Source organism: Limnothrix sp. CMB-01 (genome assembly GCF_055193175.1).
Genome location: NZ_CM143720.1, coordinates 4,153,057 through 4,179,576 on the forward strand (window position 1 = coordinate 4,153,057; position 26,520 = coordinate 4,179,576).

Below are 26,520 nucleotides of genomic sequence, written 5' to 3' on the forward strand. Positions count from 1 at the left end.
GTAAAATATCGCCTCAAGACTGGCCTTACAGTCGAGAGAGTCGAACCACTAGGTGAATTGCCCATGACCGCCACAACCCCCGCACCCACGACCACGCCTGCGTTTTGCGACGGCATTCAATACTTCGGTGCGCCTTGGCCCGAATTTGACACCCTGGGTGCTGCGCCAGCCGTGGATGCGACCACAGGGGCGATCGCCAGTCCGAGCGATCGAGCGGCGGCCTTCCAAACTCTCCTGGCGGCCGATGCCCTGCGCTACCTGACCGTGCAAATGACCGCCAGCAAGGAATCGGGCCACCCCGGCGGCTATGCCAGTTCCGCCGATGTGATGGCGGCGCTGATCATGCTGGGCTACAAGAACTTCACCACGGAAGTGGGCCACCATGCCCCCGGTTTCTATTCCCAGGTGTTCTTGGATCGATCGCTCGAAGCCATGGGCATCACGACGGTACAGCAACTGCGCGATCGGTTCCGGGAAACCCACGGTCTGCTGGGTCACCTGTCCGGTCAAATCCCCGGCTTGCTCGCCCCCGCCGGCCCCCTCGGCCAGGGTCAGCACTTTGCCATGGCCGGGGCCAAGCTGTTCCCCGGAACCCTCTTCCCCGTGACGATCGGGGATGGCGGCCTGGGCGAACCCTACATCATGAGCAGCTTTGGTCACTTCAACACCGCCTATCCGCAGGCCACCAACTTCCTGCCGATCCTGATTTGGAACGGCTACAGCCAAGAGCACCACAGCATGGTCTCCACCAAATCCAACGCCGCCATGGAAGCCTACTGGCGCGGCAACGGCTTTGAAGAAGTGGTGCTGCTGGATGCCAAGGCTTTCGACGATGCCGACCAAGCGGGCGATTACGTCGATAGCACCCAGTTCTCCTTTGCCCAGCGGTTGGTGTTTGCCCAGGCGGTGTTGGAAGCCACTGACAAGGCGGCGAAACTGGCCTTGGGCGGCAAGCTGACGGTGTTGATCATCAAGCAACTGAAGGGGGCGGGTGTCCATAAGCGCGGGGCCCAATCTCACAACCTCTATCCCGGCGACAACCTGGAGCGGGACTACATTGTGGCGGCCCTGAAGGAGCGGGCCCTGTCGCCGGAGGCTTGGCAACTGGTGCGGACGAATTTTGAGCGATCGGGCGGTGGCCCCGGCTCCCAAGTGGCCGTCACCGAAAGCGTTCGCCCCTTGGCGGATTTGGGCAAGCTGAACCTGGTGGAATTCCCGGCCGGCGAAAAGAAAGTTTCAACCACGGCCATGGGTGATCTGGTGGTGCAAGTGGGCAAGGCTGACCCGGATTTCATTGTCACCAACGCCGACGGTAACGCCGCTTCGGGGATCAACAACATCAACGTGGGTCTGAAAATCGTTCACCCCACCACCGACCCCACCTATTTCCAACAGCCCGATGGTCAGGTCTACGAACCCCTGAACGAGGATGCCTGCGCCGGGTTGGCGGTGGGTCAAGCACTGTTTGGGGCGCGATCGCTCTGGTGTTCCTACGAGTCCTTTGCGATCAACGGGCTGCCGATTTGGCAAACCGTCACCCAAGCCATGGCCGAACTGCGCCGCCCCACGCCCGCCACGGTCTGCCTGTTCACGGCGGGCGCGTTGGAGCAAGGGCGCAACGGCTGGACGCACCAACGCCCGGAAATCGAAAACTACTTCGCGGCGATGATGCGCAACGGCAACATCTTCCCGCTGTTCCCCTGCGATGCCAACAGCACCCAGGCTTGTTATGAGTGGGCGCTGGCTCAGGTGAACAAGGGGATCACAATTACGGTCAGCAAGTCGCCGCTGCCGATCGTCTCGACCTTTGAGCAAACGCGCCAAGCCTTGCAAGATGGCGGTTTTGTGTTGCAAGAAACGCCCGGTGAGAAAACCGTGGTCTTGGCGGTGATTGGTGACATGACGCTGACTCCGGCGATCGCGGCGGCGGAACAGTTGGCGGCCCAGGGCATTGGTTCGCGGATTGTGGCGGTGATTAGCCCCCGTCGCCTCTACCGATCGACTGATGTGGCGGTGGAGATGTGCTCGGAGCCGGATGCGCATTTTGTGGATGATGCGACGTTCGATCGGCTCTTTGGCGGTGATGCGTTGTTGGGCGTGACTGGCGGTACGAGTGCGATGCTGGAGCCGATCGTCCTGCGTAGCACGGCCCCGCGCGATGTGTTCGCCTGGAAGCGCGGCGAAACGACGGCGACCGCTGGCCAACTGATGGGCCTCAACGGTCTGACGGCGGAGAACCTGGTAAAACGGGCGATCGCGCTGTTGGGCTAGGGCTGTAACGATCCCAGGGCGATCGTTGCGGTAACAGTCCTATAAGTGGGGGTATTATCCTGCAACTGCGGGATAATACCTTTTTCACCAAAGACAGTCTAAGGAATGGTTAGGTTGCAGAGTTACTGGTTGAGGCTGTACTTCGAGCTTATCTGTAAGCCTTTTAACGCTAATTTGAAACTTGAGTTAGTACAGGTTGGAATCCAGGTTTTAGAAACTATGCTGACACGCTTAGACAAAGTACGGCAACTACAAAACATACTTATTAATCGTGCAACAGGTTGTGATGCCTGTGACGAAGAGTACAGTAAACTTCGCTTAGAGTTATTAAGGGATAGTTCAGTCAGAGATATTCTTCCTCAGTTTGTTAAGACTTGCGATGAACTTTCAAAGTTCTGGGGTTTCATTAAATCAAGGTTCAGTACTTACCAGGAACGGCGAATGTTTATATGGGAAGAATTTAGTTTATTAATTGCTTCTTTAGAACAAAATATTGGTACGGCTCATCCAGCAGATGATGATATCTCCGCTATTCTTATCAATTTCGATATTGAAAATGTTCACATTGCTTGGCAAAAAGCGCTTGAACGTCGCAATGAAGATCCAGAAGCAGCAATTACTATGGCACGTACATTAATCGAATCAGTTTGTAAACATATTTTGGATGAAGCAGGTATTGCTCATAGTGATAAAGATGACTTACCCAAACTCTATAAAGAAACTGCCAAACAACTTAATATGGCTCCTGAACAACATCAAGAAGAAATCTTTAAGCAAATTCTTGGTGGTTGTCAAACAGTAATTCAAGGGCTTGGTACTTTACGCAACAAGCTGAGTGATGCTCATGGCAAAGGTAAAAAAGCTGTTAAACCTTCTCCTCGACATGCTACCCTTGCCGTCAATTTGGCAGGTTCAATGGCAGCATTTTTGGTTGCAGCTTGGGAAGAGCGATCGTTGAAAGCGACCTAACAACCTGGACTGATGAGCCTCAACGGTCTGACGGCGGAGAACCTGGTGAAACGGGCGATCGCACTGCTGGGCTAGGGCTGTGACGATCCCAGGGCGATCGTTGCAATAACAATTCTATAGGTGGGAGTATTATCTTGCAGTTGCGGGGTCGTACCTCTTCCATATAAGTTAGACTATAACTGCTTGATACAAATCTAAGGAAATCCGGATAAAGTAGCCGTATGCTACCTTGATTAGCAAATCCATTATGGGGGCTGAAGCCTAATTATTCTCGTGGGCAGTGCCGTAATTCAGTAATGATGAGCTAGTGAAAGTTCTACGGTATAAGCAATCATTTACCGAAACTTCACAAGCACTGCCGGATTTCACAAGGCAGATGCGCTGTTTTGGCAGGTTTCGATAGTTCTTAAACTGATCTAACATTCTAGGATTACGAGGTTGGGAGTTCATGAATCTTAGAAAATCCTGGACACGAGATGAACTTATTATCGCAATGAATTTGTATTGCAAGTTATCATTTGGCCAGTTTCATCACAAAACACCGATCATCATAGAGGTTGCTGCAAAGCTCGGTAGAACGCCTAGTAGTCTAGCAATGAAACTCAGCAATTTTGCCTCTCTTGATCCAGTACATCAAGCACGTGGTATTCGAGGGTTGAGTGGAGCAAGTAAGGCTGACCAAGAAATTTGGGAAGAATTTGCAGCAAACTGGGAACAGTTGGGAACGGAAAGTGAGGAGCGTTTTCAAGAGTTAGTTGGGTTTGAACCTTCTATTCTTAATCAAGCGCTTATCAAGCAAAAGTCTAAAACATCTAAGCCACCTTCAACCAAATATCCTCCAGATCGAGGCATAGAGGCAACGGAAGCCCAAGTTATAACCAAAATTAGGATTGGGCAAAACTTTTTTCGACAGATGGTTTTGTCATCATATAGCAACCGTTGTTGTATCACCGGAAATCCTATTTCAGAACTGCTAATTGCAAGCCATATTATTCCTTGGCGTGAACAATCAGAGCATCGTCTTAATCCTCATAATGGATTGTGTCTTGCACGCACTCATGATGCTGCCTTTGATCAGGGATTAATCACATTTGATGAAAATTATAATTTAGTTCTAAGTCGCTGTCTTCAAGAGTTTCTACCTGAAGAAACACTAGAAATTAACTTTGTTTCTTATGCTGGTAGTCAACTACGGCTGCCTGAAAAGTTTCATCCTGAACCAGATTTTCTTCGTTTTCATCGAGAAGAAGTTTTTCTTGGTGCTTAATTTACTAGTGATAAGTTAGTGGATCCAGTGATAAGTTAGTGGATAATGTGCATAACGCTCGATTAATCGTCTCTTTGGCGATGATGTGTCGTTGGGTGTGACCGGCGTGCTGGTTCCACAGTACGGCCCCGATGTGTTCGCCTGGAAGCGCGGCGAAACGACGGCCACCGCTGGCCAACTGATGAGCCTCAACGACCTGATGGCAGAGAACCTGGTGAAACGGGCGATCATTGCAGCCGAATGAATTGTTAGCCGTCTTAGACTTCAGCCTTGCCTCCTCTGTCGCCCTCAAAAAAATGCTTGAATTAAGCGATAAGCTCAAACCATCCTGATAAGCCACTGTAAGATCATTTGTCCTTGTATGACGATGGCAAACCTACCCCACTTCATTCAATATCAAGGCAGCCAGAAGTGCTGAATCTAAACACAAAACTTCATACTCTAGGCAACAAGAGTTTCTGGCAGTAAATCATAGCTCCAATGACTGATTGAGCCATAGCGACCGAGTACAACTTGCAAATATCGCAATTTATCTAGTAGCGTCTGACTATAGAATTGCGGCAATTCTATTAACTGCAAGATGGCATAAGCAATTAAGACCATGTAGATCTGTATTGCTACGCCATTTTGATTTTTCGTAATGAGCTGATCTAATTTTAAATGCATCTTTAAGAACTTCCATAGCAACTCAACCTGCCAGCGCTTTCGATATAGTTCTCCAATCTCTTCATTTGAAAAGTCTACTAAATTCGTTGCTAAACGAAATTCACATCGACTTTCTAGATCGCAAAAGGTGACTACTCGATAGCGGTCATGATTCAGATTGACTTTCATATTGTTCTTGATTCGCACCACAAAATAAGTTCCTATTTCACTCAACTCATCAATGAAATGCCAATCAGCAAAACCCCGATCCATAATCCCAATCCCGTTTTCAGGAATCATACTCGGCAGGTAGCCAGAAAATTTGGCATCATGCCCTTGACCAAAATGGATCAGGCATTCGCTTGACCACCCTTGTTGCTGATTGAAGCCTGCTAAGAGTTTGACTCGATGATAACTCTGTTGCCAAAACAGTCGGCTAGTGAGAGTCACAACGGTGGAATCAATGGGCATTAGCATCATGGCATCGGGATGATGACGCTGTTTCAGTGTTCTGATTAGCTGAGTGTAGATGCGGCAGAATCGGTGATTATCTCGGTTTTTACAAGCCTTGGAAAACGTTGATATGTCTACTGAGATACCGGTGTGATTGAGCTTGAAAAATAGGTCTCTCATGCTCATCAAACCTTGATCAAGAATGAAAGTCAGAGCTAATTCATAAAGAGAAGCTAAAGCCGACTTGGCAGCTCTAAATTCGGTTTTAGGCTAGACCTACCCGAAGTATCACCCAGCTCATGAGTCGTCTCCCGGTCATTGCCAATCCTACCCGCAAAGCCTATCCCAGTGATTTGAGCGATGATGAGTGGGTGCTCCTCCAGCCGCTGCTGCCCGCTCCTAAAGGCTTTGGACATCCGATAGAAGTTGATTTCCGAGAAATCCTCAATGGCATCTTTTACGTCCAGCGCACTGGCTGCCAGTGGGAAATGCTGCCTCACGATTTACCCCCTTACAGCACGGTCTACCATTACTTCCAGAAATGGCAACGGAAAGGAATTTGGCAGCAAATGCATGACCAGATGCGAGAGCAACTGCGGAGCAAATTAGGTCGTTCAGAGCAATCTAGTGTCAGTATCGGTGACTCTCAGTCGGTGAAAACAACGGAAAAAAGGGGGTGGTCTACGGCTTCGATGGTGGCAAAAAGGTTAAGGGACGTAAACGCCACATTATCGTTGACTCGCAAGGGTTCCTAATGGGGGTGTTGGTGACTGAAGCGAATGCTTCTGAGCGACTGGGAGCGATTGTGGTGTTAGAGGAAGTGAAGGAGAAGCTATCTCGGCTAGAAGTTGTTTGGGTCGATCAGGGGTATTCCGGGAAAAAGTTTGCGGATGCTGTGAAGCGTGTGTGTGGTGAGAGTGTGCGCGTGGAGGTGATCAGCCGAATCGGTAGAGGGTTTGAGAGGTTGCCCAAGCGATGGATTGTCGAGCGGACGTTTGGCTGGCTGAACCGATTTCGGCGATTGAGCAAGGACTATGAGTTGTATTCGGAGACGAGCGAAGGGATGATCTACGGCTGCTTAATGCATTTGATGGTGAAACGATTAGCGGGGATGGCTGATTAATATTGTCTTTATAAATCAGCTCTCAACCAGATCTCAAAAAATCTCCGACTGCTGAGCACTGGGTAATCATGCTCAGGTAAGCTTTTGAGAATAGGTTTGACGATTTGAGAGAATGAGCGTAACATTGGTGTATTACTTTTTGATTGTTTGGGGTAAGAATTACATCTTCTTACCCCTTTTTTATAACCTGAATCTGTCATTCAACACTTCTGGGTCTTAATTGCTTATGCCATCTTGCAGTTAATAGAATTGCCGCAATTCTATAGTCAGACGCTACTAGATAAATTGCGATATTTGCAAGTTGTACTCGGTCGCTATGGCTCAATCAGTCATTGGAGCTATGATTTACTGCCAGAAACTCTTGTTGCCTAGAGTATGAAGTTTTGTGTTTAGATTCAACACTTCTGCCTCCTGCGTTATTTCCGCCAACCGCAATACAGTTGAATCTTCAGATATTTGATTTTGCTGATAATCCAATCAAAGCTCCCGAATCAACTGAGCAATCTTCCCCGCTGCCTGAGCTGACCGACGAGAGATCTCTGCAAGAGCAAGTCAAACCGCCTGTCCGTAGATCCAGATCGCCCGCCCGTAGATCCAGACTGCCCGTCGATAAAGTCGATAAGAGGGATTCATCTGGTATTCCTTGGGGGTGGCTTCTGGGTTCTGTGATCGCTTACACAATCATTGGGATTGGTGTCAGTGTGCCACCATCACCACTAATCAACTGGGCTTGGGCTGTGGCTTGGGCTTTGGCTTGGGCTTTGGCTTGGGCTTTGGCTTGGGCTTGGGAGTTGGAGTTGGTGTGGGCTGTGGTTGGGGCTTGGGCTTTGGCGGTGCTTGGGGCTGGAGTAGCTTTATGGCAGGGATCTTGGGAGTTGATTGGTGGTTATGGATTTGTGTGTGTAGGTCTGTGGTGGGGGAGCTGGCCCCTGACCTTGGGTATGCTCTCAGGATTCGCGGCTGGGGAAATGAAAGACCGCAAAGGGTTAGCGATTGTTTTGCCAACCCTGGCGGCTGGAATCGGATTGGCGATCGGGTGGTGGATCTATCGCGCCGTGCATCCCGCCTAGATGGTTTTGGAGGAAATGCAGTTGCGGAAAACAACAAGTGAGGCAACACTGCACCCCGGGGATCGATTCGATGGCGATCGCTGCGAAATTGCTGCTGAATTGCATCATCTCGTACACCATCATTGGGATTGGTGTTAGCGCCTCAGTCACCCAACTGCCATCGCTTAGCGGGTTGGTTTTCATCGCAGTTTTAGCCGGGTCTGGAGCTTGTTTTTGGGCTGAATATGCAGCTCTTAGCTATCTGCTTGATGTGCTTGGCCACGCCTTTAGACTGACATCGAGACTTTTCCCAAATTTGATATCTACACCGCAAGATCGCACCTCAAAAGCTCTCTGGGACATCGTGGGCGCTGCTGCGTTGCTGGCTTTGAGGGCCGTGGCGATCGCCTGGACTGTCGCCGGGGCTGGGGTCGTTCTGTGGCAGGGATCCTGGGAATTGGTCAGTGGCTATGGATGGGGGGTTGCGGCGCTCTGGTGGGTGAGCTGGCCCCTCAGCTTGGTTCTGTTCCCAGAATTCACAGTTGACAACCTGGGAATCAACAAAGGATTAGCCGTTACTTTGCTAACCCTAGCGGCTGGAGTCGGCTTGGCGATCGGGTGGTGGATCTATCGCACCTTACATCCCGCCTAGCCGGTTTGAGTTGAGTTGCTAAACTCTAAGTTCAGCAAACGATTTTCCTAAAAATTTAATCTTTTTCTGTATTCTGACTTCCTAATTTCAGCTCCATGAAAATTACTCATTTTACAGAAAATCTTGATAAGAATTTTTAGAAACAATTGACCTGAATTCTCCACGTCCGGGTTACCTTCAACAGAGTCTCAACGACCCAAAATTATCGAGTCGATCGCCCCAAAAATCCGCACCAGCCCGATCGCGCGGCTTTCGGCGCTCAGCCAATCACCCCAACCAACCATCCATCAGCCCCAAAGAAGTCCCAGCCCAGACACAGAAATTTTCACCTCGCATTTCTGAATTTTCACTAGAAGCAAGTGAGTTTTTCGGCAACCATGCGCCAGAAACTTCGCGGCAACCTAGACAACTGGCTCAGGATCCATCCCAAGTGGGCCCCAGGGTGGCAAAAATACGAAAATCGTCGTTGACTGGTGGCGGATTCACCATCACCCTGGCAACAATCATTTACAAGTCACCCAGATTTGGTGTTTATTGGATCGGCTGGTCATCAATCAACGCAAGATGTAGCGTTGATCGATGACCAGCGGCCTTTCGTGTCGTCTCAACTGTTGTTCACAGCCAATCCCATGGTGCAAGAACTGAACCGCGCTCAGCAGCAACCCGTCGATTTCCCTGACCACGCCCCCACCGCCTACCCGGTGTTTTACCGCACCTACAGCCGTCGGATGGACGGGGAGCGGGAATCGTGGCAGCAAACGACTGATCGCACCCTGCGCGGCTTGGTCAAGTTGGGCAATCTTTCCGATCAGGAAGCGAGCCTGCTCGATCGAATGCAGAAGCGGATTGTGGCGCTGCCGTCGGGGCGTTGGCTGTGGGTTGGGGGCACGGACTGGCTGGAAAACCCACAAAACTTTTCAGGAGCCTACAACTGCACCAGCACCAATGTCATCGACTGGAAAGCCTTTGGGCTGATGATGGACTTGGCGATGATGGGCTGTGGCACGGGCGGCGTGCTGGAACCGCGCTACATCGAACAGCTCCCGCCAGTGCGCAACTCAATCACCGTGACGGTGACGGGCGAGCTGGGTACGGTTCCGGTGGGTCAACGCTTGCAGGAAACAACGGTGGATATCGTTGGCAATGCGGTGCGCGTGGTGGTGGGCGACAGTCGCCAGGGCTGGGTGAAGTCGTACCAAACCTTGCTGGATCTGTGCAGCGATGAGCGATTTGACGGTGAAGTGCAAGTGGAGATCGACCTCAGCAACGTGCGGCCGGCGGGGGAAACGCTCCGGGGCTTCGGCGGCGTGGCTAACCCGATCAAGCTGCCGGAACTCTACGATCGGGTGACTCGCATCTTGAACCGGGCGATCGGTCGGCAACTCACCTCGGTGGAATGCTGCTTGCTTATCGACGAAGCGGCTGTCACAATTGTAGCAGGTAACATAAGAAGAAGTGCCGGAATGCGTCAGTTCAATAGCACTGACGAACTGGGAGCCAAGGCCAAAGACAATTTATGGCAGCAGGATGAGGCGGGGAATTGGCGAATTGATCCCGATCGCGACTCCCTGCGGATGGCGAATCATACCCGTGTTTTTCATCAGAAACCCACAGAAACGGAGTGCATCGACGCGGTTCGCAAGCAGTTTTACTCCGGCGAAGGTGCAATTCAATGGGCTGGCGAAGCGATCGCCCGCAGCAATGCCGATTTAATCGCTGGAGATGATGAAAAGAAAGCATTCATTCTTGCTTTTCAAGAAGGAAATGGAAAAAAATGGCTTGCTCAAAAAAGCAGTGAAATTGACGAAAAAGAATTGATTCACAGGCTTGAACGCATTGGTCTCAATCCCTGCGGCGAAATTTTGGGTTCTGATTTTCACTGCAATTTGTCAGAGATTCATCTCAATCAAATCGATCCAAAAGATTACCAAACCCAAGAGGATGCCTTCAAGGCTGGGGCCTTGTCGGTGGCAGGTTTGCTCAACCACCGGTTCCAGGAAGAGCGCTACCAATACAGTCGATCGATTGACCCGATCGTGGGCGTTTCCTTCACTGGTTTGTTCGATTTCTTTGTGCAAGCCTTTGGGGTCGATTGGTTGCGCTGGTGGGAAGCGGGTCGTCCGGACACCGTGCAAGGTTTGGAATTTAAAGATCAGGAGCGGCAATACCTCAACCGTTGGCGGGAAATTGTCCACCAAACGGTTTGGGACTACTGCGATCGCCACGGTTTGCGCCGCCCCAACCGCTGCACGACGGTGCAACCTTCGGGCACAAAATCGCTGTTGACGGGGGCTTCACCCGGTTGGCACCCACCCAAGGCCGCGCGGTTCATTCGGCGGATCACGTTCCGCAAAAACGATCCGGTGGCGTTGGCTTGTCTGGACTATGGCTACAGCATTGTGCCGTCCCAGTCCGATAAGGATGAAAACGGCAACTTGCTGAATGATCCGTTTGATCCGCGCTGTACTGAGTGGCTGGTGGAAATTCCGGTGGCGGTGTCTTGGGCAGACTTGCCGGGGGCGGACACGATCGCGATCGAGCAGTTCAGCGCCCTGGCTCAGTTTGACTTCTACATGCAGGTACAAACCCACTACACCACCCACAACACCAGCGCCACGATCGAACTGCGGGAGCCGGAAATCGAACCGTTGGGCCGTCGGATTCACCAGGCGATCCAAAACGATGAGGGCTACATCTCGGCGGCGTTGCTGGCCCGGTTTGACGATCTGCAAACCTTCCCCCGGTTGCCCTTCGAGCCAATTTCGCGGGAAACCTATCAGGAAATGCACGATGCGGTGCTGCAACGGCGGCGGATCAGTAGTTTCCATGAGGCCCTGCGACGCTATGACAAGGGCGAAATGGCGGAAGCGGGCCCGGCGGGCTGCGATTCGGACAAGTGCCTGCTGCCAGAAACGAAGGGCTAGGGCCGGGGGCGATCGCACCGATTGAGGCTGGGGCTGTGGTGGTCAGCCCAAATGGCTGATTGTCAGCGCCCCGGCCATCCTAGACTAAAGTCTGTCTTGGGTTGGTTTTGGGGTGATTTTGAGTTCGATCATTGCGAAATGGCGCGATCGGTTGTGCCACCTGCCGAATGCTGCTGAGTTATATCAGCAATTAGCAACGGATTTGTGGGCCGCCGGTCAACTGGCCGCGGCCGATCGCGCCTTGGCCCAAGCATTGAAATTAGCCCCCGATCGCGCCAGTTTTTGGGCGCAGCGATCGGCCCTGGCTCACCAATTGGGAAACATTCAACGAGCTGAAACCGATCAATTGCGGGCCCTGGAACTTGACCCGCAATTGGTGAGCAGTCGTGATCATTTGCAATTGGGTAATCAACTGGCTCAGCAGGGAAAATTAGCCCAAGCTCGCCAGTGCTATGAGTGGGCGATCGCCCAAGATCACCAATGCTGGGAAGCCTATTTTAACTGGGGTTGGGTTGCCCAAAAAAGCCAGGATTTTGCGGCGGAAGTTCAGATTTACCAACGGGCGATCACTCAGGGTTGTCCCGATCCAAGACTGCCCGATCGCTTGGCCCAAGCCTGGGCCCGGCTCGGCAAAGCGGCCTATCTCGATCGAGCCTATGACCAATCTATTCAGGCCTATCAAAACGCCCTGAATCTCAATTCCCAACAAGCCAGCTACTGGAGTGATTTGGGTTGTGCTTTAACCGCAATGGGGCAATGGTCTGAGGCAGAAACAGCGCACCAAAAAGCAATTGCCCTTGATCCTCAAGCTGCCAATTATCATTACAATTTAGGAAATTTCTATTGGAAAACGGCTGATTATTTGCAAGCCATTTCAGCCTTTCAGAATGCGATTCAGCATAATCTGCAAGATGCCAAAAGTCATTGGAACTTAAGTCATATTCTCTTGGCGTTGGGGCAACTCACCGAAGGATTTCGAGAATATGAATGGCGGTGGACAACGGTGCAACCTCCCCCAGAACTACCCCATCCCCAATGGCAAGGAGAATCGCTACATGGCCGCACCATTCTCTTGCAAGCAGAACAGGGACTAGGAGATTCTTTGCAATTCATTCGCTATGCGGATTTATTAGCAAGCTGGGGAGCAAACGTTTGGTTTAGTGGCCCTACCGTTTTGCATCGATTTTTTGCCCAATTACCTGCTATCGATCGGGTCTTGCCGGTATTGGAACCAGGACAAACCCTGCCCGGCGTAGACTATCGATCGCCCCTCTTGAGCTTGCCCCACCAATGCAAGACCGATTGGGCAACAATTCCCAACCAAATTCCCTATCTAACCGTTGATCCTGCCTGGCCACTGCCGCCACCTTTCAAGGAATTACCCGCAAAACCCAAAAAGATTGGCATCGTTTGGGCGAGTGGCTATCGAGTGGAAGACGAACTGCATGATATCTATCTTGATAAGTCCCTACCTTGCGAGCTTTTGCTAAAGGCTTTGCAAGAATTGCCAGTGATGCTTTATAGCTTACAAGTTGGAAAAAATGCCCAGGACTATCAACCCTTGATCGGTCAATTTCCAAACCTCAATTTAGTGGATTGTAGCCCTTGGATTCAGGACTTTGCGGATACGGCGGCTATTTGTCAACAGCTTGATTTGTTGATTTCGGTAGACACTTCGGTGGTGCATTTAGCGGGTGGGTTGGGCAAGCCCACTTGGGTGTTGCTACCGGCCCGCTGTGATTGGCGGTGGCTGCTCGATCGCCCCGATTCTCCTTGGTATCCCACCATGCGGCTATTTCGACAAGCGAAACCGGGCGATTGGTCAGAACCCTTGCAACAGGTGCGATCGACCCTGAATCATTGGTTGACCGTATCCTAGATTCCGATCATGGTGATTGCCTTGAGTTAAAGATTAGGTCACAGGGTGAAGACGAAATTGCAAGTTAGATCGAGCAATGTAAATTGCCAGATTTTTGCGAAAACTTGAAATTCTCCTGATAGTCCACAGGACAATCAATCACAGCAGGCACAGAATCCGCCAAGGCCTGTTTCAAAATCGGTATTAAGTCTTCATTGGACTCCACCCGATAGCCTTTTAAGCCCATACTTTCAGCAAATTTCACAAAATCAGGATTGCCAAATTTGATGTAGCGCGATCGCCCAAAGGCATCCTGTTGTTTCCACTCAATGAGTCCGTAGCCACTGTCATTGAAAACCAACGTGACAAAGGGAGTGCCAATGCGCAGGGCGGTTTCTAATTCCTGGCAATTCATCAAAAAGCCACCATCACCAGTCACGGCCAAAACCTTGCGATCGGGATGCACCAGTTTGGCGGCCACGGCTCCCGGAATTGCGATACCCATGGCTGCAAACCCATTGGAAATGAGGCAAGTATTGGGGCGATCGCAGTGGTAATTCCGTGCAATCCACATCTTGTGGGCCCCCACATCGGAGATCAGAATATCTTCGGGGGCCAGCACTTGCCGAATGTCATAAACAATTTTTTGAGGCTTAATCGGAAATGCTCGATCGCCTGCATATTGTTCATAATCTTCACGAATTTCAGCCCGCAATTGAACCGCAAAGGGTTCTGGTTGGTGGGAGCGATCGGTACGTCGCAACAGCTCCAACAATGAATCAGAAATATCGCCTACCACTTCCACTTGGGGGATGTAGCTACTATCAATTTCAGCGGGCATTGCACCCACATGGATAATTGGAATAGAGCCGTAAGGATTCCAGCGCTTGGGTGAATATTCCACCAAGTCATAGCCGATCGCAATGATCAAATCAGCGGCTTCAAATGCACAGGTAATAAAGTCCCGTTTTTGGAGTCCCGTTGTCCACAGGGCCAAGGGATGAGTGTAGGGAATAATGCCCTTACCCATGAAGGTGTTGACCACCGGAATGTGCAATTGGGTGGCAAACTCGGTGACCGCTTGATCGGCCCGGGCCCGAATGGCTCCATTGCCGGCCAGAATCAGGGGATTTTTTGCTTTGGCAATCAGGTTTGCTGCTGAATTGAGGGCACTGAAAGAAGCAAAAGTTTTTTCGTTCTGATCCGTGGCTAAGGGTTTGCCTTCCACGGCCATGGCAGCAATATTTTCGGGCACATCAATATAAACAGCGCCGGGTTTTTCACTTTGGGCCCGCTTGAAGGCTTTGCGAATAATTTCCGGGGTATTGCTGGGGCGAACGACTTGGCTGCTCCATTTGGTAATTGGGGCAAAAATTGACACCAAATCCAAATATTGATGGGATTCAATATGCATTCGATCGGTGCCCACTTGTCCCGCGATCGCCACGACCGGTGACCCATCCAAATTGGCATCGGCCACACCAGTAATCAGGTTGGTGGCTCCGGGGCCCAAGGTGGATAAACAAACCCCAGCTTTGCCGGTTAATCGACCATAAACATCAGCCATGAAAGCAGCTCCCTGTTCATGGCGAGTGGTGATGAATTGAATTGAAGATTGGCTGATCGCTTCTAACAAATGAAGGTTCTCTTCTCCAGGCAGTCCAAAAATATATTGCACGCCTTCGTTTTCAAGGCATTTGACCAATAATTCTGCGGTATTCATAGATTAGGTTCCGGGATCGTCAATGGTGGTTGTTTAAACGAGTCAATTCCTGAGAGTCAATTCCTGAAGGGCGACGGTAGCTGTGGGTCATAGCAAGGGGCAGATCGTCGCGGGAGCAAGGGGCTGAAGCTGCTTGTCTTCTTCAATTTTTTCAAATGCCTAGTGAACCCAAACGGTTTTGGCGTTCATAAATTCCAACATGCCCTGACGAGCGAGTTCACGACCATAGCCGGAACGTTTGATGCCGCCAAAGGGCAGTCGCGGATCCGATTTCACCAGGCTATTGACAAACACAGCGCCCGCTTGTAGCTGTTGAATTCCTTGCTCAATTTCTGAAGAATCCGTAGTCCAAATGCTGGCCCCCAAACCGAAGGGTGTGTTGTTGGCTAGGGCGATCGCCTGGTCGAGGGTTTCGGTGTGGAAAAGGAGGGCAACGGGGCCAAAGAATTCCTCTTGGGCGATCGGGGCGTTGGGGGGCAAGTCCGCCAGCAAGGTTGGGGGATAGAAGTGGCCGCCTTGCAGGGAGGGCGGCAGACGATCGAGCAGGGCCGCCCGATCGCCCCCAACCACCACCCGGGCCCCGGCAGCGATCGCCCGGTTCACTTGGTCTGCCAACTCCTCCAGAATTGAGGCCGTGGCCAGGGGCCCCAACTGGGTTGCGCGATCGCCCGGATCGCCAACCACCAACCGAGCAAAGGCTTGGGCAATGGCTGCTTCAAAGGCCGGCCCGATCGATCCCACGGTGATGAATCGTTTGGCGGCGATGCAGGTTTGGCCATTGTTCAGCATTCGCGACGCGACGGCCGTGGCCACCGCTTGCTCAAAATCGGCACTGGGGCAAACGATGAGCGGGTCGCTGCCGCCCAACTCCAGCAGGGTTTTTTTGAGGTGGGTTCCGCAATGGCTCGCCAGGGCGCTGCCTGCCCCTTCGCTGCCGGTGAGGGTAGCCGCCGCCACTCGCGGATCCGCCACCAAGGCCGCCACCCGATCGCTCCCGATCAGCAAGGTTTGGAAGATGCCCGCTGGAAAGCCCCCCGCCAAGAATAAGTCCTCTAGTTTTTGGGCCACCTGCGGCACGTTGGACGCATGTTTCAGCAGGGCCCCGTTACCGGCCATCAGGGCCGGAGCGGCAAAGCGAAACACTTGCCAATAGGGAAAATTCCAAGGCATGACGGCCAAAATGAGGCCCAAGGGTTGATACCGAATAAAGCTGCGGTGAGCATCGGTTTCAACCATTTCATCCGCTAAAAATTCGGCTGCTCGATCGGCATAAAAACGACAAACGGCGGCGCATTTTTGCACCTCCCCGATCGCTGCGGTTAGGGGTTTTCCCATTTCCAAAACAGCCAACCGGGCGAGGGCTTCACAGTCCGTTTCCAGGCGATCGGCCACTTGGTTTAACCAGGCTGCTCGTTGGGCGATCGGCACAGTTTGGTAAGCCTGAAAGGCGCGATCGGCTAACTCCAGTTTGGCGGCTAATGCCTGATCCGTGAGGGGTTCAAAACTTTGAACCCATTGCCCTGTTGTGGGATTGACGGTTGCGATGGCCACTGGACACCTCCTAGTTTGTCCATCTCTGATCAGAACCTCTCTAGAACTGATCCAGAACTCATTAAGGATTGATCAAGCACTAATCAAGCACTAATCCAGTTCTAACTCAAAGGCTGATTGAAGGGTCAACGAAGGGCTAGTCAAAGAAAAATAACAGCAAAAAACAACGAGTAATTAAGCACTAATTAGTGGGCAATTCAAATTGATTATGAACATCAATTGTGAGCATCAATTGAGAATGCCAAATTATTGTTCAGGAATTGCTGAAGTAATCAATAAAAAAACAATGAACAGGAATCAAATAATCAAGATCGAAAAAAGAATTGAAAAACCTGAAAGAAATTCATGATCGATCATGATCGATTCATATTTCATTCAACACCTATTGCTATCCTAGATGGGTTTTGGGGCCCAATTCTCGGTACTTCACAAAAACCGTGTAACCTTATACAAAACTACATCATGCCCAATCACACCAACCGTTAATGGGCCGTGAATGGGTCACTAGGGTGCAGCGCTTTACGAACGCTGGCAACTGAGTTTGTGCGACTGGGGCCAAGGGGTGTTGTCTTGAATTGCCGTTGTTTTTTGGATTAAGACTGTGCTGAGTTGCGCGTGACCTGATCGTTCTGCCGGGGTCGCTTCAGCCTCGCCTGCGATTCACTGCCGCATCACTGGTTTCTCAGCTCTCCTCTTACCCACCCAAGGACAACTCCCATGGCAACTTGGCTCGATCGCTCTGGTAATCGGTTGCTGGTGCTGCTGTTGTGGGGCAGTTGTTTGGGGGGTGGGGGCGATCGCGCTTGGGCCTTTGATCCCGAGCATTTGCGCCAACTATTTGCCACGAACCAATGCGAGGGCTGCGATCTGTCCGGGGCGGATCTCAGCGGCCAACGGATGAGCTATGCCAACTTGAGCGGGGCGGATCTGCGGGGCGCAAATTTATCGGGGGCCAATCTGGAGTCGGTTTTGGCTTGGAATGCTAACTTCGCCGGAGCCAATTTGACGGGGGCCAATTTGGAAGATGCCACCCTGTCGAGGGCCAATTTGCAGGGGGTGAATTTGCGATCGGCCACCCTGGAGGATTGCGATCTGGATGGCACAGATTTGACGGGGGTTGACCTCAGCGGCGTGGATTTGTCCCGCGTCAATTTCAACGGGTCTAACCTGACGGGGGCCCAGTTGATGGGGGCCGATTTGTCCTGGGCGGAGTTAAACCGGGCCAATTTGACCAATGCCGACCTTACGGGGGCGATTCTGTTTGGGGCTGACTTGAATCAGGCGAATCTGACCGGGGCCAAGCTGGACGGAGCCAACATCGATGGGGCCGAAATGGCGGGGGTGATTGGCTACAGCGGCCCGCTACCCAAGGCGGGGCCGGCGATTCTGATTCAGGAGCAACAGGACTCGGCGGAGGGTAATCGCCTGTTGGAGCAGGGGGTGAGCCTGTTTAGCCAAGGTCAGTTGCCGGAAGCGCAGGCCACCTGGGAACAGGCCCTGGGAATTTATCGGCGCGATCGGGATGGGGCGGGCGCTGCGGCTGCCATGGCTCAGTTGGCCTTGGTCAACTTTCAACGGGGGCAACTGGATCAGGCGATCGATTGGGGATTCCAGGCGCTGAATCTGGCGCGGCAGGAGCGATCGGCTAGTGCTGAATCGGTGGCCTTGGGAATCATTGGCAATGTTCACTACGAACGGGCGGATTATCTGAAAGCCCTGGAGTTTTATCAACAACGGTTACAGGCTTCCGCTGGTGGGCCCTTTTACCATGCGGCTTTGATCGATCGGGCCAAGGGGGCGATCGCCATTGGCGACTATGCCACCGGCATGATCGACAGTTTGGAGGTGCTCAACGATCCGCTGCAAACGGCCACACCCGTTCGGCGTTTAGGGGCCTTGATCACCATGGTGCAGGGCTTGATCGGTGCGGGAGACTATGCCCAAGCTCGCCGCTACCTGAGCGAAGCCCGCCAAAACCTGAAGGGGGTCAGCAATCGCCTGTGGGAGCCGGAGTTTTGGCAACTGAGCAGCGCCCTTGACTTGAACCAAGGCAACTTTGCGGCGGCGATCGCAGCGGCGGAACAGGCCTGGGCGATCGCACCCAGCCCCCGATTGAAATATGCGGCCCAACGCTCGATCGGCCTGGCCCAAGCGGCCCAAAGCAACTGGGGCGCGGCCATCAAATCCTATGAAGCGGCGCTGAAAATTGCCCAAACGGTGAACGATCGACGGGGCCAAGTGGAAGTGCTCAGTGACCTGGGCTTGGCCCTACGCCAATCCGGTGACCTGAACCGAGCCGCCAGCGTCCTCACCCAAGCGAGCGAGGGTTGGGATGAGCTGGTGAAAACCTTCATTGGGGAAGATTATTTCAAAGTGGGCTTTATTGAGCTGCAAACTCAAGTCAATCAACGGCTTCAGGATGTGTACTTGGCTCAAAACCGCCCGGAACAAGCCCTAGTGGTGTCCGAGCAGGGGCGATCGCGCGTGTTTTTGGACTTGATGATGGGGAAATTGGCCGCCCAAGGTCGTTTGTCGAACCCTGATGCCGCTGTGTCGGTGGAAAGCATCCAGGCCACAGCCCGATCGCAGCGGGCCACCCTGGTGATCTACGCGGTTCAGCAAGAGGACAGCACGACCTATTGCAGCATCTACAGCAAGTCTTGCCAATTAACCACCGCCAAGCCCCAAACCAGCGCCCTCAACCCGCCGCCGCCGAACCAGGTGAATATTTGGGTGGTGTCGCCCGAGGGGCAAATTCACTTTCGGCGCGGCCAGTTACCCCAGGCCGAAAACCAGCCTCATCCGGTTCCCTTGAATGATCTGGTGGGCCGCAGCCGTAGCAAGGTGACCTTTCAACAATTGCCCAGCCTGCGCCAATTACACAGCCTGTTGATTGAGCCGATCGCCGATCTATTGCCCAAGCAGCCGAGCGATCGGGTGGTGTTTATCCCCCAAGGCACGCTGTTTTTGGTGCCCTTTGCGGCCCTGCGCGATGCCGATGGCCAATACCTGATCCAAAATCACACCCTGTCGGTCTCTCCCTCCATTCGTGTGTTGGCCCTAGCCAGCAGCCAACTGCCCCCGCTCTCGGCGGGACAACCCCAACCCCTGCGTGGCCCGGCTTTGGTGGTGGGTAACCCAACCATGCCCCAAATTCCCGATCGCAACTTGGGCGACCAGGAGCGCTCCTTGGCCCCCTTGCCGGGAGCCAGCTTGGAGGCCCGGGCGATCGCCCAATTGCTGAACACTCAACCCCTGGAAGGCGCAGCGGCCACCGAAACCGCCGTCACCGCCCGAATGGAAGAATCCCAAATTATTCACCTTGCCACCCATGGCCTGCTGGATGACTACTTTGGTGAGGGGGTCATTCCGGCGGTTCCGGGGGCTTTGGCTTTGGCTCCCAGCCCCAATCCGGAAGGGGATGACCAAGACGGATTTCTGACCACTGAGGAAATCTTGAACCTGAAACTGAAGGCGCAGTTGGTGGTGCTGAGTGCCTGCGATACGGGGCGGGGCCGACTCACCAGCGATGGGGCGATCGGGCTGTCGCGGGCGTTCATTGTGGCGGGCGCACCCAGCACGGTTGTTTCCCTTTGGGCAGTGCCAGATCAGCCCACGTCGGAATTGATGTTGACGTTCTACCGGGAATTTTTGAAGTCGGGCGATCGGGCAGCGGCCTTGCGGGCGGCCATGCTGGATACCCAACAGCGTCATCCGGATCCGGTGAATTGGGCGGCCTTTTCCCTGGTGGGGGCAGCCCGTTAGGGATCGACAGGAAAGCAGGCGATCACCCTTGAATCTGTAACGTTCTTCAACGGAACATTGACAGGCTTGATGGTCATTCCGTAGCTTTAGATACAGAATTAGATACAGAAAAAGACTGGTCTTTTAAGCTGGGCGTTGATGTCCAAAGGAGTTGAGGCCATGCAACTGAGCGATCGTGTCACCCGTTCCTACAGCCCCACAACCTGGACGGCCGCGGCCAACCTTGCCCGCCCTCAGGAGCGCTGCTGGGTTGATCTGCTCTGGTTGCCCAATGATGCTTGCCACGATCGGGCGCTGTTGCTTTGTGAGCATGAGGATGAAGCCTGGACGGTGTGGATTCCTGGCCATGGCGAAATGGTGATTGCTCGATCGCAAATGGGCCCGATCGTCTGCGAAGCGGCCTAGCAACTTCGGCCAAGGTTTCCGGCTGAAATTTCCGAACAGAACAGTGGCCAAGCAGCAGGACAAGCCGCTTGGCCACTGTTTGATTTGATCAGCACCGTCCTGACTCACGCGAACCAGGGGCACTCACAGGGCATGAGCCGGAAAGCCAACACCCGATCGAGGTCAGCTCCCGGCAAGGCCACCCCTGCGAACGCTGATCAGCCTAAGGCGCGAGGTAGGTATAACCCTGAAGGCTGCGCTCATAGTTTTGTAGCAGCAGTTGCGACTCCCGCAAGGAAATGTGTTTTTCCTGCATGGCTTGCTCTGCCTGGCGACGAATACTTTCCACCAAATCATCCGGCTCGTATTGCACGTAGCTGAGGGCTTCCTTCATGGTGTCGCCCTTCACCACATGCTCAATCCGGTAGCCCTTGGGGGTGAGGTGGATATGAACCGTGTTGGTGTCGCCAAACAGATTGTGCAGGCTGCCCATAATTTCCTGATAAGCGCCGTTCAGGAACATGCCGAGGTAGTAGGGTTCATATTCCCGATCGCCATAGGCCTCCTGTTGGCTGGGATCAACCGGCTTCAGGGCGTGTAGTTCCAACACGTTTTTCACGTCGCGCAAATCGATGAACTGGTCGATTTTGCCGTCGCTGTCGCAGGTGAGATCGGCCAAAATTCCCCGCTCGGTGGGTTCCTCATCGAGGCGGTGGATCGGCGCGATCGGGAAAAGCTGCCCGATCGCCCAAGTATCCGGGGCCGACTGGAACACCGACATATTGATGTAGTAGATCGACGACATCATCTGTTCTAGGTATTCCAAATCATCGGGCACGTAATCTTCCTTGCGGACAATTTCCCGAATCTTGGTGCAACAAGCCCAATACAACCGCTCAATTTTGGCGCGATCGGTCAGGCTCAAATAACCAAAACTAAACAGACTCAAGGCCTCATCCCGGGTTTGCGTTGCATCGTGGAACATCTCTTGATAGTTGTCCCGATCGATCAACGAATAGGTTTCGTAAAGGCTCTTGAGGGCTGCGTGGTCTTCCGGTTCCGAGGGTTGCGGCTCCGTGAAAGCCATTTGGCTCACACTCAACACATCAAACACCAACACCGACTGGTGCGAAGCCACCGCCCGCCCGCTCTCGCTAATCAGGGTGGGAACCTTCACCCCTCGCGACGAACAGGTATCATTCACCGCCGCCACAATGTCATCGGCGTAATTTTGCAGCGTGTAGTTGGTGGAAGCGTGGAAATTCGTCTTGGAACCGTCATAGTCGATTCCCAAGCCGCCTCCCACATCCAGGTATTGCATCCCCGCGCCCAGTTCATGCAGTTCCACATAAATCTGGCTGGCTTCGCGGATCGCATCCTTAATCACACTGATTGAGGAGATCTGAGAACCAATGTGGAAATGCAGCAACTGCAAACAGTCGAGCATATCCGCTTGGCGCAGTTGATCCACCGCGCCCAGAATTTCCGGAATCGTCAGGCCAAATTTTGCCCGATCGCCCGCCGAATCTCCCCAGCGGCCCACGCCCTTAGCATTCAGCTTGGCCCGGACACCCAAAATTGGCTTGATGCCTAACCGTTGACTGGCGGAGATGGCAAGTTTCACCTCTTCCACCTGCTCCAGCACAATCACGGGCGTTTTGCCCAAGCGCTGGGCCAGGATCGCCGTTTCGATATATTCCCGATCCTTGTAGCCATTGCAAATCAGCATGGCTCCCGGGGTGGTCAACATCGCCAGGGCGATCATCAATTCTGGCTTTGACCCGGCCTCCAGGCCAAATTGATAGGGCTGGCCAAATTCCACCAGGTCTTCAATCAAGTGGCGCTGCTGGTTGCACTTGACGGGGAACACACCCTTATAGCCCCCGGCATATTTGTACTTGGCGATCGCCTTAGCAAAAACCGCCGTGAGCCGTTCAATGCGATCGGCCAAAATATCCGTGAACCGAATCAACAGAGGCAGACCCAAATTTCGCTGCTTGAGCGCTTCAACGAGTTCATGCAGGTCGATCGCCCCGCCGCGCTCCGCTTTTGGCGAAACCGTCACGTGACCCGCTGCATTAATCGAAAAATACGGCTCACCCCATGCCCGAATGCGATAGGTGGCTTCGCTGTTCTCGATTGTCCAGGGACGTTCCCCGGTCACGCTATTTGTTTTTTGTGCCAATTCCGTTAAACCCTGAATTGCCGTGCGTGCATCGGCCCGCATTCCGCGCTTGCGTCGTCCGCCCCGGTCACTGCGGGCTGTTGCTTCCGCTGCCTTTGCAGTAACCGACCCGTCCACCATTGGACTTTCGGCCTGGGCGATCGTCGATTCCGCCGTGGCAGTCTCGACCGTCAAATCGATCCCCATTTTTCGTCAACCTCCAGACGACAGTCCAGCTAGCAGCGGGTCTGCTTGATTGATATTGACCGGCAAGAACCGGACTAAGATAAACCAGCTTCTCAGTGTATCCTAATTCCAATCAAAAGGGCGGCAATCCTGACGGGGTAAGGATTTGATTAACTTTTGGTTATCCTCCCGCATCCCGATCGTGACCGGTGAAGTCAACCGTGAAGCCCTAATCGACAGTCCCGGCGATCGATCCTGACCAAACTGGCCCATTTTTTTGCACTATTAGAAGGGCAAAAATTTCCCGCCCCTATTATTTTTCCCTTTCTTGAGGAGTGCAAGTCGTGGAACGTACGTTTATTGCCATCAAACCCGATGGCGTGCAGCGCGGTCTGATTGGTGAAATCATCAAGCGTTTTGAAGTCAAAGGCTTCACCCTCGTGGGTCTCAAGCTGCTGAACGTGAGCCGCGAGCTAGCCGAAGAGCACTACTCGGTACACCGTGAGCGCCCCTTCTTTGCTGGTTTGGTGGAATTCATCACCTCCGGCCCCGTGGTGGCGATGGTGTGGGAAGGCGACGGCGTGGTGGCATCGGCCCGCCAAATCATTGGGGCCACCAACCCCCTGACCGCCAATCCGGGCACGATTCGGGGTGACTTTGGGGTCAACATTGGCCGCAACCTGATCCATGGTTCCGACGCAGTGGAAACGGCCCAGCGCGAAATCGCCTTGTGGTTCAAGGATGAGGAGCTGGCCAACTGGTCTCCGACGATCAGCAAGTGGCTGTACGAATAGGATTGTTGATTAACCCTCGCGATTCACGAAACTGGGGCGCGTCCTCAAATTCGATTCATTAAAACTCGATTTTTTGGGGCTGAGATAGTGAATCTGCTCAACCCCATGATCCTGGACAAGGGGCTTCAGCCCCTTGTCTTTGCTGCTTTTGGGGTCTTTTAGCCACGACTGTGGAACTCGATTTGATTGCCCCGAATGATCAGGTCATAGCCACCGAAAAAGTTTTGACCCAATAGCCCAATTTCCAAGGCCGGCGCAACGCCCACTTCTAGGTTGCTGACCGACAGGCCTTCCACTTGCACGGTGTCAACGCGGGCCAAGTCCATGGTGACGCGGCGATCGCTCGGGGTGGAAACCAAGATTTTGTCGTGGGGCCGAATGCCGAGGGTTGACAGCATTTTGCTGGTGATCACGGTGGCGCTGGCTCCGGTGTCCAACATCATGGGAAATTTGCGCCCGTTGAAGGTCACTTCAATGACGGGAATGCCACTGACCCGCCGAATGATGGGGATGGTGGCGATGACAGGCCCGGAACTGGCGGCGGTGCTGTTTGGGCTGTCGCTGCCGGTTTCCGGAGCGGGCAGGTTGGAGCTGGTGTCAGGGTTGCCGCTGGGGCTGCTGGCGGGAATGGGGGTGGCGGCGGCTCCGGGCTGGGTTCCGCCGTTGCTGTCTGGGGTGGTGTTGCTGGCGGGGGCGCTTAGGGGTTGGGCGGCAATGGTGGCAGGGGGTTGGGCGATCGGCTGGCGCGATCGCTCCCGAGCATAGGCCAAGTTGCTGCGGTATTCCTGGATTTTGGCTTGGGCTTGGGCATGTTGGGCACTTTGGGGCGGGACTGATTGCAGCACCACGATCGCCTCTTGCCAACGGGACATGACATATTGCCAATCCGCTGGAATGTAGGCCGATTGGGTGAGCTTCGCTGCGCCATAGCCCAAGTCGAGGGCTTTTTGGAAGGTGGCGGCTCCGTCGATCGCCGGGGTGGGCGCGGTGGGGGCTTGGGGCTTTGCGGCGATCGGGACGGGGGCGCTTTCGTTGGTTTCGACGGGCGCGGGGGCGGGGGCAGAGCCAAGGGGCAGCGCCTCACAACCGGCCAGGGCGATCGCCCCTAGCCCAATCCAGGTTGCCCACAGTTGCTTCCACATGGCTTTGATTTTTGGCTTGAAGGTTAACTGCAACGTTGACTGCAAAGAAGCCCCTTATTTGGGGGGTGGGTCGGGAAAATCAGCCCTTGGCATCTTGATCGATCGAAATTGATCGAACAGGTGACAACCCCTGAAACCGACCTTGCCCCAATGTTTTTTCCTAGGTTTCCCAAAATCCTATAGAAAACTGTCGAATTTGATAGCACTCGCGGGCCAGAAATGATTGTATATAGACTTGATTTTATGCTCACTTCATCGACTGCTGCACAGGCATTGCTCACCATGTCTTCAACTTCCGATCGCCCAGCGCTTTTAGTCTTGGCCGATGGCAGCGCCTATTTGGGTCGCAGCTTCGGAGCCACCGGCACAACCGTTGGCGAAGTCGTCTTTAACACCGGCATGACTGGCTATCAGGAGGTGCTGACCGATCCGAGCTATTGCGGCCAGATTGTGCTGTTCACCTATCCGGAGTTGGGCAACGTTGGCATCAACCCGGAAGATGAAGAGTCCGATCGCCCCTATGTGTGCGGGGCGATCGCCCGCAACGTGTCTCGCCGGCCGAGCAACTGGCGATCGACCGAGGCCCTGCCCGACTACATGGGCCGCCATGATATTCCAGGCATCTACGGGGTTGATACTCGGGCGATCGTCCGCAAAATTCGGGCCGTGGGGGCCATGAACGGGGCAATTTCCACGGAAATCTTGGATCCGGCGGATTTGCTGCGGTTGGTGCAACAAACCCCGAGCATGGCGGGCTTGAACCTGGTGAAGGAAGTCACCACGGCGGAAATTTACGAGTGGACGGAAGGAACCCAACCGGAATGGGAATTTAACCCGGCGACGGAGGCGGCCAAGGCCACCACGGGCGATCAGCCGTTGACGGTGGTGGCGCTGGACTTTGGCGTGAAGCGGAATATTCTGCGCCGGTTGGCGAGTTTTGGCTGCCGCATCATTGTTGTGCCCGCCAGCACCCCGATCGACACCATCTTGGGATTCAATCCCGATGGGATTTTCCTCTCGAACGGCCCCGGCGATCCGTCCGCTGTCACCGAGGGCATTGAAACCGTGCAACAACTGGTGAATGCTAACAAGCCCATGTTTGGCATTTGCATGGGTCACCAAATTTTGGGTTTGGCCCTGGGAGCCGAAACCTTCAAACTCAAGTTTGGCCACCGCGGCCTGAACCAGCCGGCTGGCTTTGCGGGGCAGCAGGTGGAAATCACCAGCCAAAACCACAGTTTCGCCATTTCTGACGGTTCCTTGACGGAAGGAGAGGTGGAAGTGACGCATTTGAACCTGAACGATCGAACGATCGCAGGGTTGCGCCACCGCCAACTGCCGCTGTTTTCGGTGCAATATCACCCAGAAGCCAGCCCCGGCCCCCACGATGCCGATTATTTGTTTGAAAAATTCGTGCGATCAATGCAAGATGCCCGCCGCAATCGATCGGCTGTCACGGCCTAGGCAACTGGGATCGTGTTTGGGCAATCAATCCCAATCGACAAGAACTCAAGCACGCTAACCCAACAAATCTAAGGTAGGGGCGCACCGATGTGCGCCCTAAATTGATTGTTTTATTTACTATGTTCGTGCGGAAATT

18 protein-coding genes are annotated in these 26,520 nt (G+C 53.5%); 13 read left to right on the forward strand and 5 right to left on the reverse strand.

Annotated elements, in window-relative coordinates; translation table 11 throughout:
- The first annotated feature begins 63 nt into the window (after positions 1–63).
- From ACZA91_RS17185 to ACZA91_RS17200, 4 genes are all read left to right on the forward strand, one after another.
- Positions 64–2,271: a phosphoketolase family protein gene (locus ACZA91_RS17185; protein ID WP_463183668.1), complete on the forward strand. Its 2,208-nt coding sequence runs from the start codon at positions 64–66 to the stop codon at positions 2,269–2,271.
- Positions 2,272–2,490: 219 nt separating this feature from the next.
- Positions 2,491–3,240, forward strand: a complete 750-nt coding sequence (locus tag ACZA91_RS17190) for an abortive infection family protein (RefSeq protein WP_190533533.1) — start codon at positions 2,491–2,493, stop codon at positions 3,238–3,240.
- Positions 3,241–3,688: 448 nt separating this feature from the next.
- Positions 3,689–4,507 carry an HNH endonuclease gene (locus ACZA91_RS17195; protein ID WP_190533536.1) on the forward strand — a complete coding sequence of 273 codons (819 nt, stop codon included), beginning with the start codon at positions 3,689–3,691 and terminating at the stop codon, positions 4,505–4,507.
- A gap of 106 nt (positions 4,508–4,613) precedes the next feature.
- Complete coding sequence (locus ACZA91_RS17200) at positions 4,614–4,751, forward strand: hypothetical protein (RefSeq protein WP_190533552.1); 138 nt, start codon at positions 4,614–4,616, stop codon at positions 4,749–4,751.
- Between the two features lie 197 nt (positions 4,752–4,948).
- Here the strand turns inward: ACZA91_RS17200 and ACZA91_RS17205 are convergent, their stop codons facing one another.
- Entirely contained in the window at positions 4,949–5,785 is an 837-nt protein-coding gene (locus ACZA91_RS17205; RefSeq protein WP_463183671.1) for a transposase, read from the reverse strand.
- 119 nt (positions 5,786–5,904) lie between these two features.
- Here ACZA91_RS17205 and ACZA91_RS17210 point away from each other — a divergent pair.
- The 5 genes from ACZA91_RS17210 to ACZA91_RS17230 all read left to right on the forward strand — a co-directional run bounded on the left by ACZA91_RS17210 (position 5,905) and on the right by ACZA91_RS17230 (position 13,232).
- A protein-coding gene (locus tag ACZA91_RS17210; RefSeq protein ID WP_463183673.1) for an IS5 family transposase occupies positions 5,905–6,728 on the forward strand; the annotation gives its coding sequence in 2 pieces (ribosomal slippage) (positions 5,905–6,283 and positions 6,283–6,728; 825 coding nt in all).
- A 665-nt stretch (positions 6,729–7,393) separates the two neighbouring features.
- Positions 7,394–7,798 (forward strand): hypothetical protein, encoded by a 405-nt coding sequence (locus ACZA91_RS17215; protein ID WP_463183674.1) that lies wholly within the window; start codon positions 7,394–7,396, stop codon positions 7,796–7,798.
- Positions 7,799–8,141: 343 nt separating this feature from the next.
- Complete coding sequence (locus ACZA91_RS17220; protein WP_463183676.1) at positions 8,142–8,429, forward strand: hypothetical protein; 288 nt, start codon at positions 8,142–8,144, stop codon at positions 8,427–8,429.
- Between the two features lie 629 nt (positions 8,430–9,058).
- Positions 9,059–11,353: a ribonucleoside-triphosphate reductase, adenosylcobalamin-dependent gene (gene nrdJ / locus ACZA91_RS17225; protein ID WP_463186470.1), complete on the forward strand. Its 2,295-nt coding sequence runs from the start codon at positions 9,059–9,061 to the stop codon at positions 11,351–11,353.
- A 118-nt stretch (positions 11,354–11,471) separates the two neighbouring features.
- The gene (locus tag ACZA91_RS17230; RefSeq protein ID WP_463183678.1) at positions 11,472–13,232 is read left to right on the forward strand and encodes a tetratricopeptide repeat protein; all 1,761 of its coding nucleotides are present in this window, start codon (positions 11,472–11,474) and stop codon (positions 13,230–13,232) included.
- 64 nt (positions 13,233–13,296) lie between these two features.
- Here the strand turns inward: ACZA91_RS17230 and ACZA91_RS17235 are convergent, their stop codons facing one another.
- Together ACZA91_RS17235 and ACZA91_RS17240 are read right to left on the reverse strand one after the other, a co-directional pair.
- A complete protein-coding gene (locus ACZA91_RS17235; RefSeq protein WP_463183679.1) occupies positions 13,297–14,934 on the reverse strand; it encodes an acetolactate synthase large subunit in 1,638 nt (545 codons plus the stop codon).
- Positions 14,935–15,093: 159 nt separating this feature from the next.
- Positions 15,094–16,485, reverse strand: a complete 1,392-nt coding sequence (locus ACZA91_RS17240; RefSeq protein ID WP_463183681.1) for an NAD-dependent succinate-semialdehyde dehydrogenase — start codon at positions 16,483–16,485, stop codon at positions 15,094–15,096.
- A 717-nt stretch (positions 16,486–17,202) separates the two neighbouring features.
- Between ACZA91_RS17240 and ACZA91_RS17245 the strand changes: the two genes are divergently transcribed.
- Positions 17,203–20,250 carry a CHAT domain-containing protein gene (locus ACZA91_RS17245; RefSeq protein ID WP_463183684.1) on the forward strand — a complete coding sequence of 1,016 codons (3,048 nt, stop codon included), beginning with the start codon at positions 17,203–17,205 and terminating at the stop codon, positions 20,248–20,250.
- A 138-nt stretch (positions 20,251–20,388) separates the two neighbouring features.
- Positions 20,389–20,655, forward strand: coding sequence for a hypothetical protein (locus tag ACZA91_RS17250; RefSeq protein WP_143473006.1), 267 nt, complete (start codon positions 20,389–20,391; stop codon positions 20,653–20,655).
- A gap of 202 nt (positions 20,656–20,857) precedes the next feature.
- Here the strand turns inward: ACZA91_RS17250 and speA are convergent, their stop codons facing one another.
- Positions 20,858–23,005, reverse strand: coding sequence for a biosynthetic arginine decarboxylase (speA, locus tag ACZA91_RS17255; RefSeq protein ID WP_463183686.1), 2,148 nt, complete (start codon positions 23,003–23,005; stop codon positions 20,858–20,860).
- A gap of 323 nt (positions 23,006–23,328) precedes the next feature.
- On the opposite strand from speA, the gene ndk reads away from it, so the two are divergent.
- Positions 23,329–23,778 carry a nucleoside-diphosphate kinase gene (gene ndk / locus ACZA91_RS17260; protein WP_099533180.1) on the forward strand — a complete coding sequence of 150 codons (450 nt, stop codon included), beginning with the start codon at positions 23,329–23,331 and terminating at the stop codon, positions 23,776–23,778.
- Positions 23,779–23,936: 158 nt separating this feature from the next.
- On the opposite strand, the gene ACZA91_RS17265 is transcribed toward ndk, so the two are convergent.
- Positions 23,937–24,920, reverse strand: a complete 984-nt coding sequence (locus ACZA91_RS17265) for a retropepsin-like aspartic protease family protein (protein WP_190530736.1) — start codon at positions 24,918–24,920, stop codon at positions 23,937–23,939.
- A gap of 282 nt (positions 24,921–25,202) precedes the next feature.
- Between ACZA91_RS17265 and carA the strand changes: the two genes are divergently transcribed.
- Positions 25,203–26,384, forward strand: a complete 1,182-nt coding sequence (gene carA, locus ACZA91_RS17270; RefSeq protein ID WP_099534145.1) for a glutamine-hydrolyzing carbamoyl-phosphate synthase small subunit — start codon at positions 25,203–25,205, stop codon at positions 26,382–26,384.
- Positions 26,385–26,520: the final 136 nt, after the last annotated feature.

Excerpts from the sequence above, each read along its gene's own strand:
- ACZA91_RS17185 (WP_463183668.1), top strand. The coding sequence starts at position 64 with ATGACCGCCACAACCCCCGCACCCACGACCACGCCTGCGTTTTGCGAC.
- ACZA91_RS17190 (WP_190533533.1), top strand. The coding sequence starts at position 2,491 with ATGCTGACACGCTTAGACAAAGTACGGCAACTACAAAACATACTTATT.
- ACZA91_RS17195 (WP_190533536.1), top strand. The coding sequence starts at position 3,689 with ATGAATCTTAGAAAATCCTGGACACGAGATGAACTTATTATCGCAATG.
- ACZA91_RS17205 (WP_463183671.1), bottom strand. The coding sequence starts at position 5,785 with ATGAGAGACCTATTTTTCAAGCTCAATCACACCGGTATCTCAGTAGAC.
- nrdJ (WP_463186470.1), top strand. The coding sequence starts at position 9,059 with ATGGTGCAAGAACTGAACCGCGCTCAGCAGCAACCCGTCGATTTCCCT.
- ACZA91_RS17235 (WP_463183679.1), bottom strand. The coding sequence starts at position 14,934 with ATGAATACCGCAGAATTATTGGTCAAATGCCTTGAAAACGAAGGCGTG.
- ACZA91_RS17245 (WP_463183684.1), top strand. The coding sequence starts at position 17,203 with ATGGCAACTTGGCTCGATCGCTCTGGTAATCGGTTGCTGGTGCTGCTG.
- ACZA91_RS17250 (WP_143473006.1), top strand. The coding sequence starts at position 20,389 with ATGTCCAAAGGAGTTGAGGCCATGCAACTGAGCGATCGTGTCACCCGT.
- speA (WP_463183686.1), bottom strand. The coding sequence starts at position 23,005 with ATGGGGATCGATTTGACGGTCGAGACTGCCACGGCGGAATCGACGATC.
- ACZA91_RS17265 (WP_190530736.1), bottom strand. The coding sequence starts at position 24,920 with ATGTGGAAGCAACTGTGGGCAACCTGGATTGGGCTAGGGGCGATCGCC.
- carA (WP_099534145.1), top strand. The coding sequence starts at position 25,203 with ATGTCTTCAACTTCCGATCGCCCAGCGCTTTTAGTCTTGGCCGATGGC.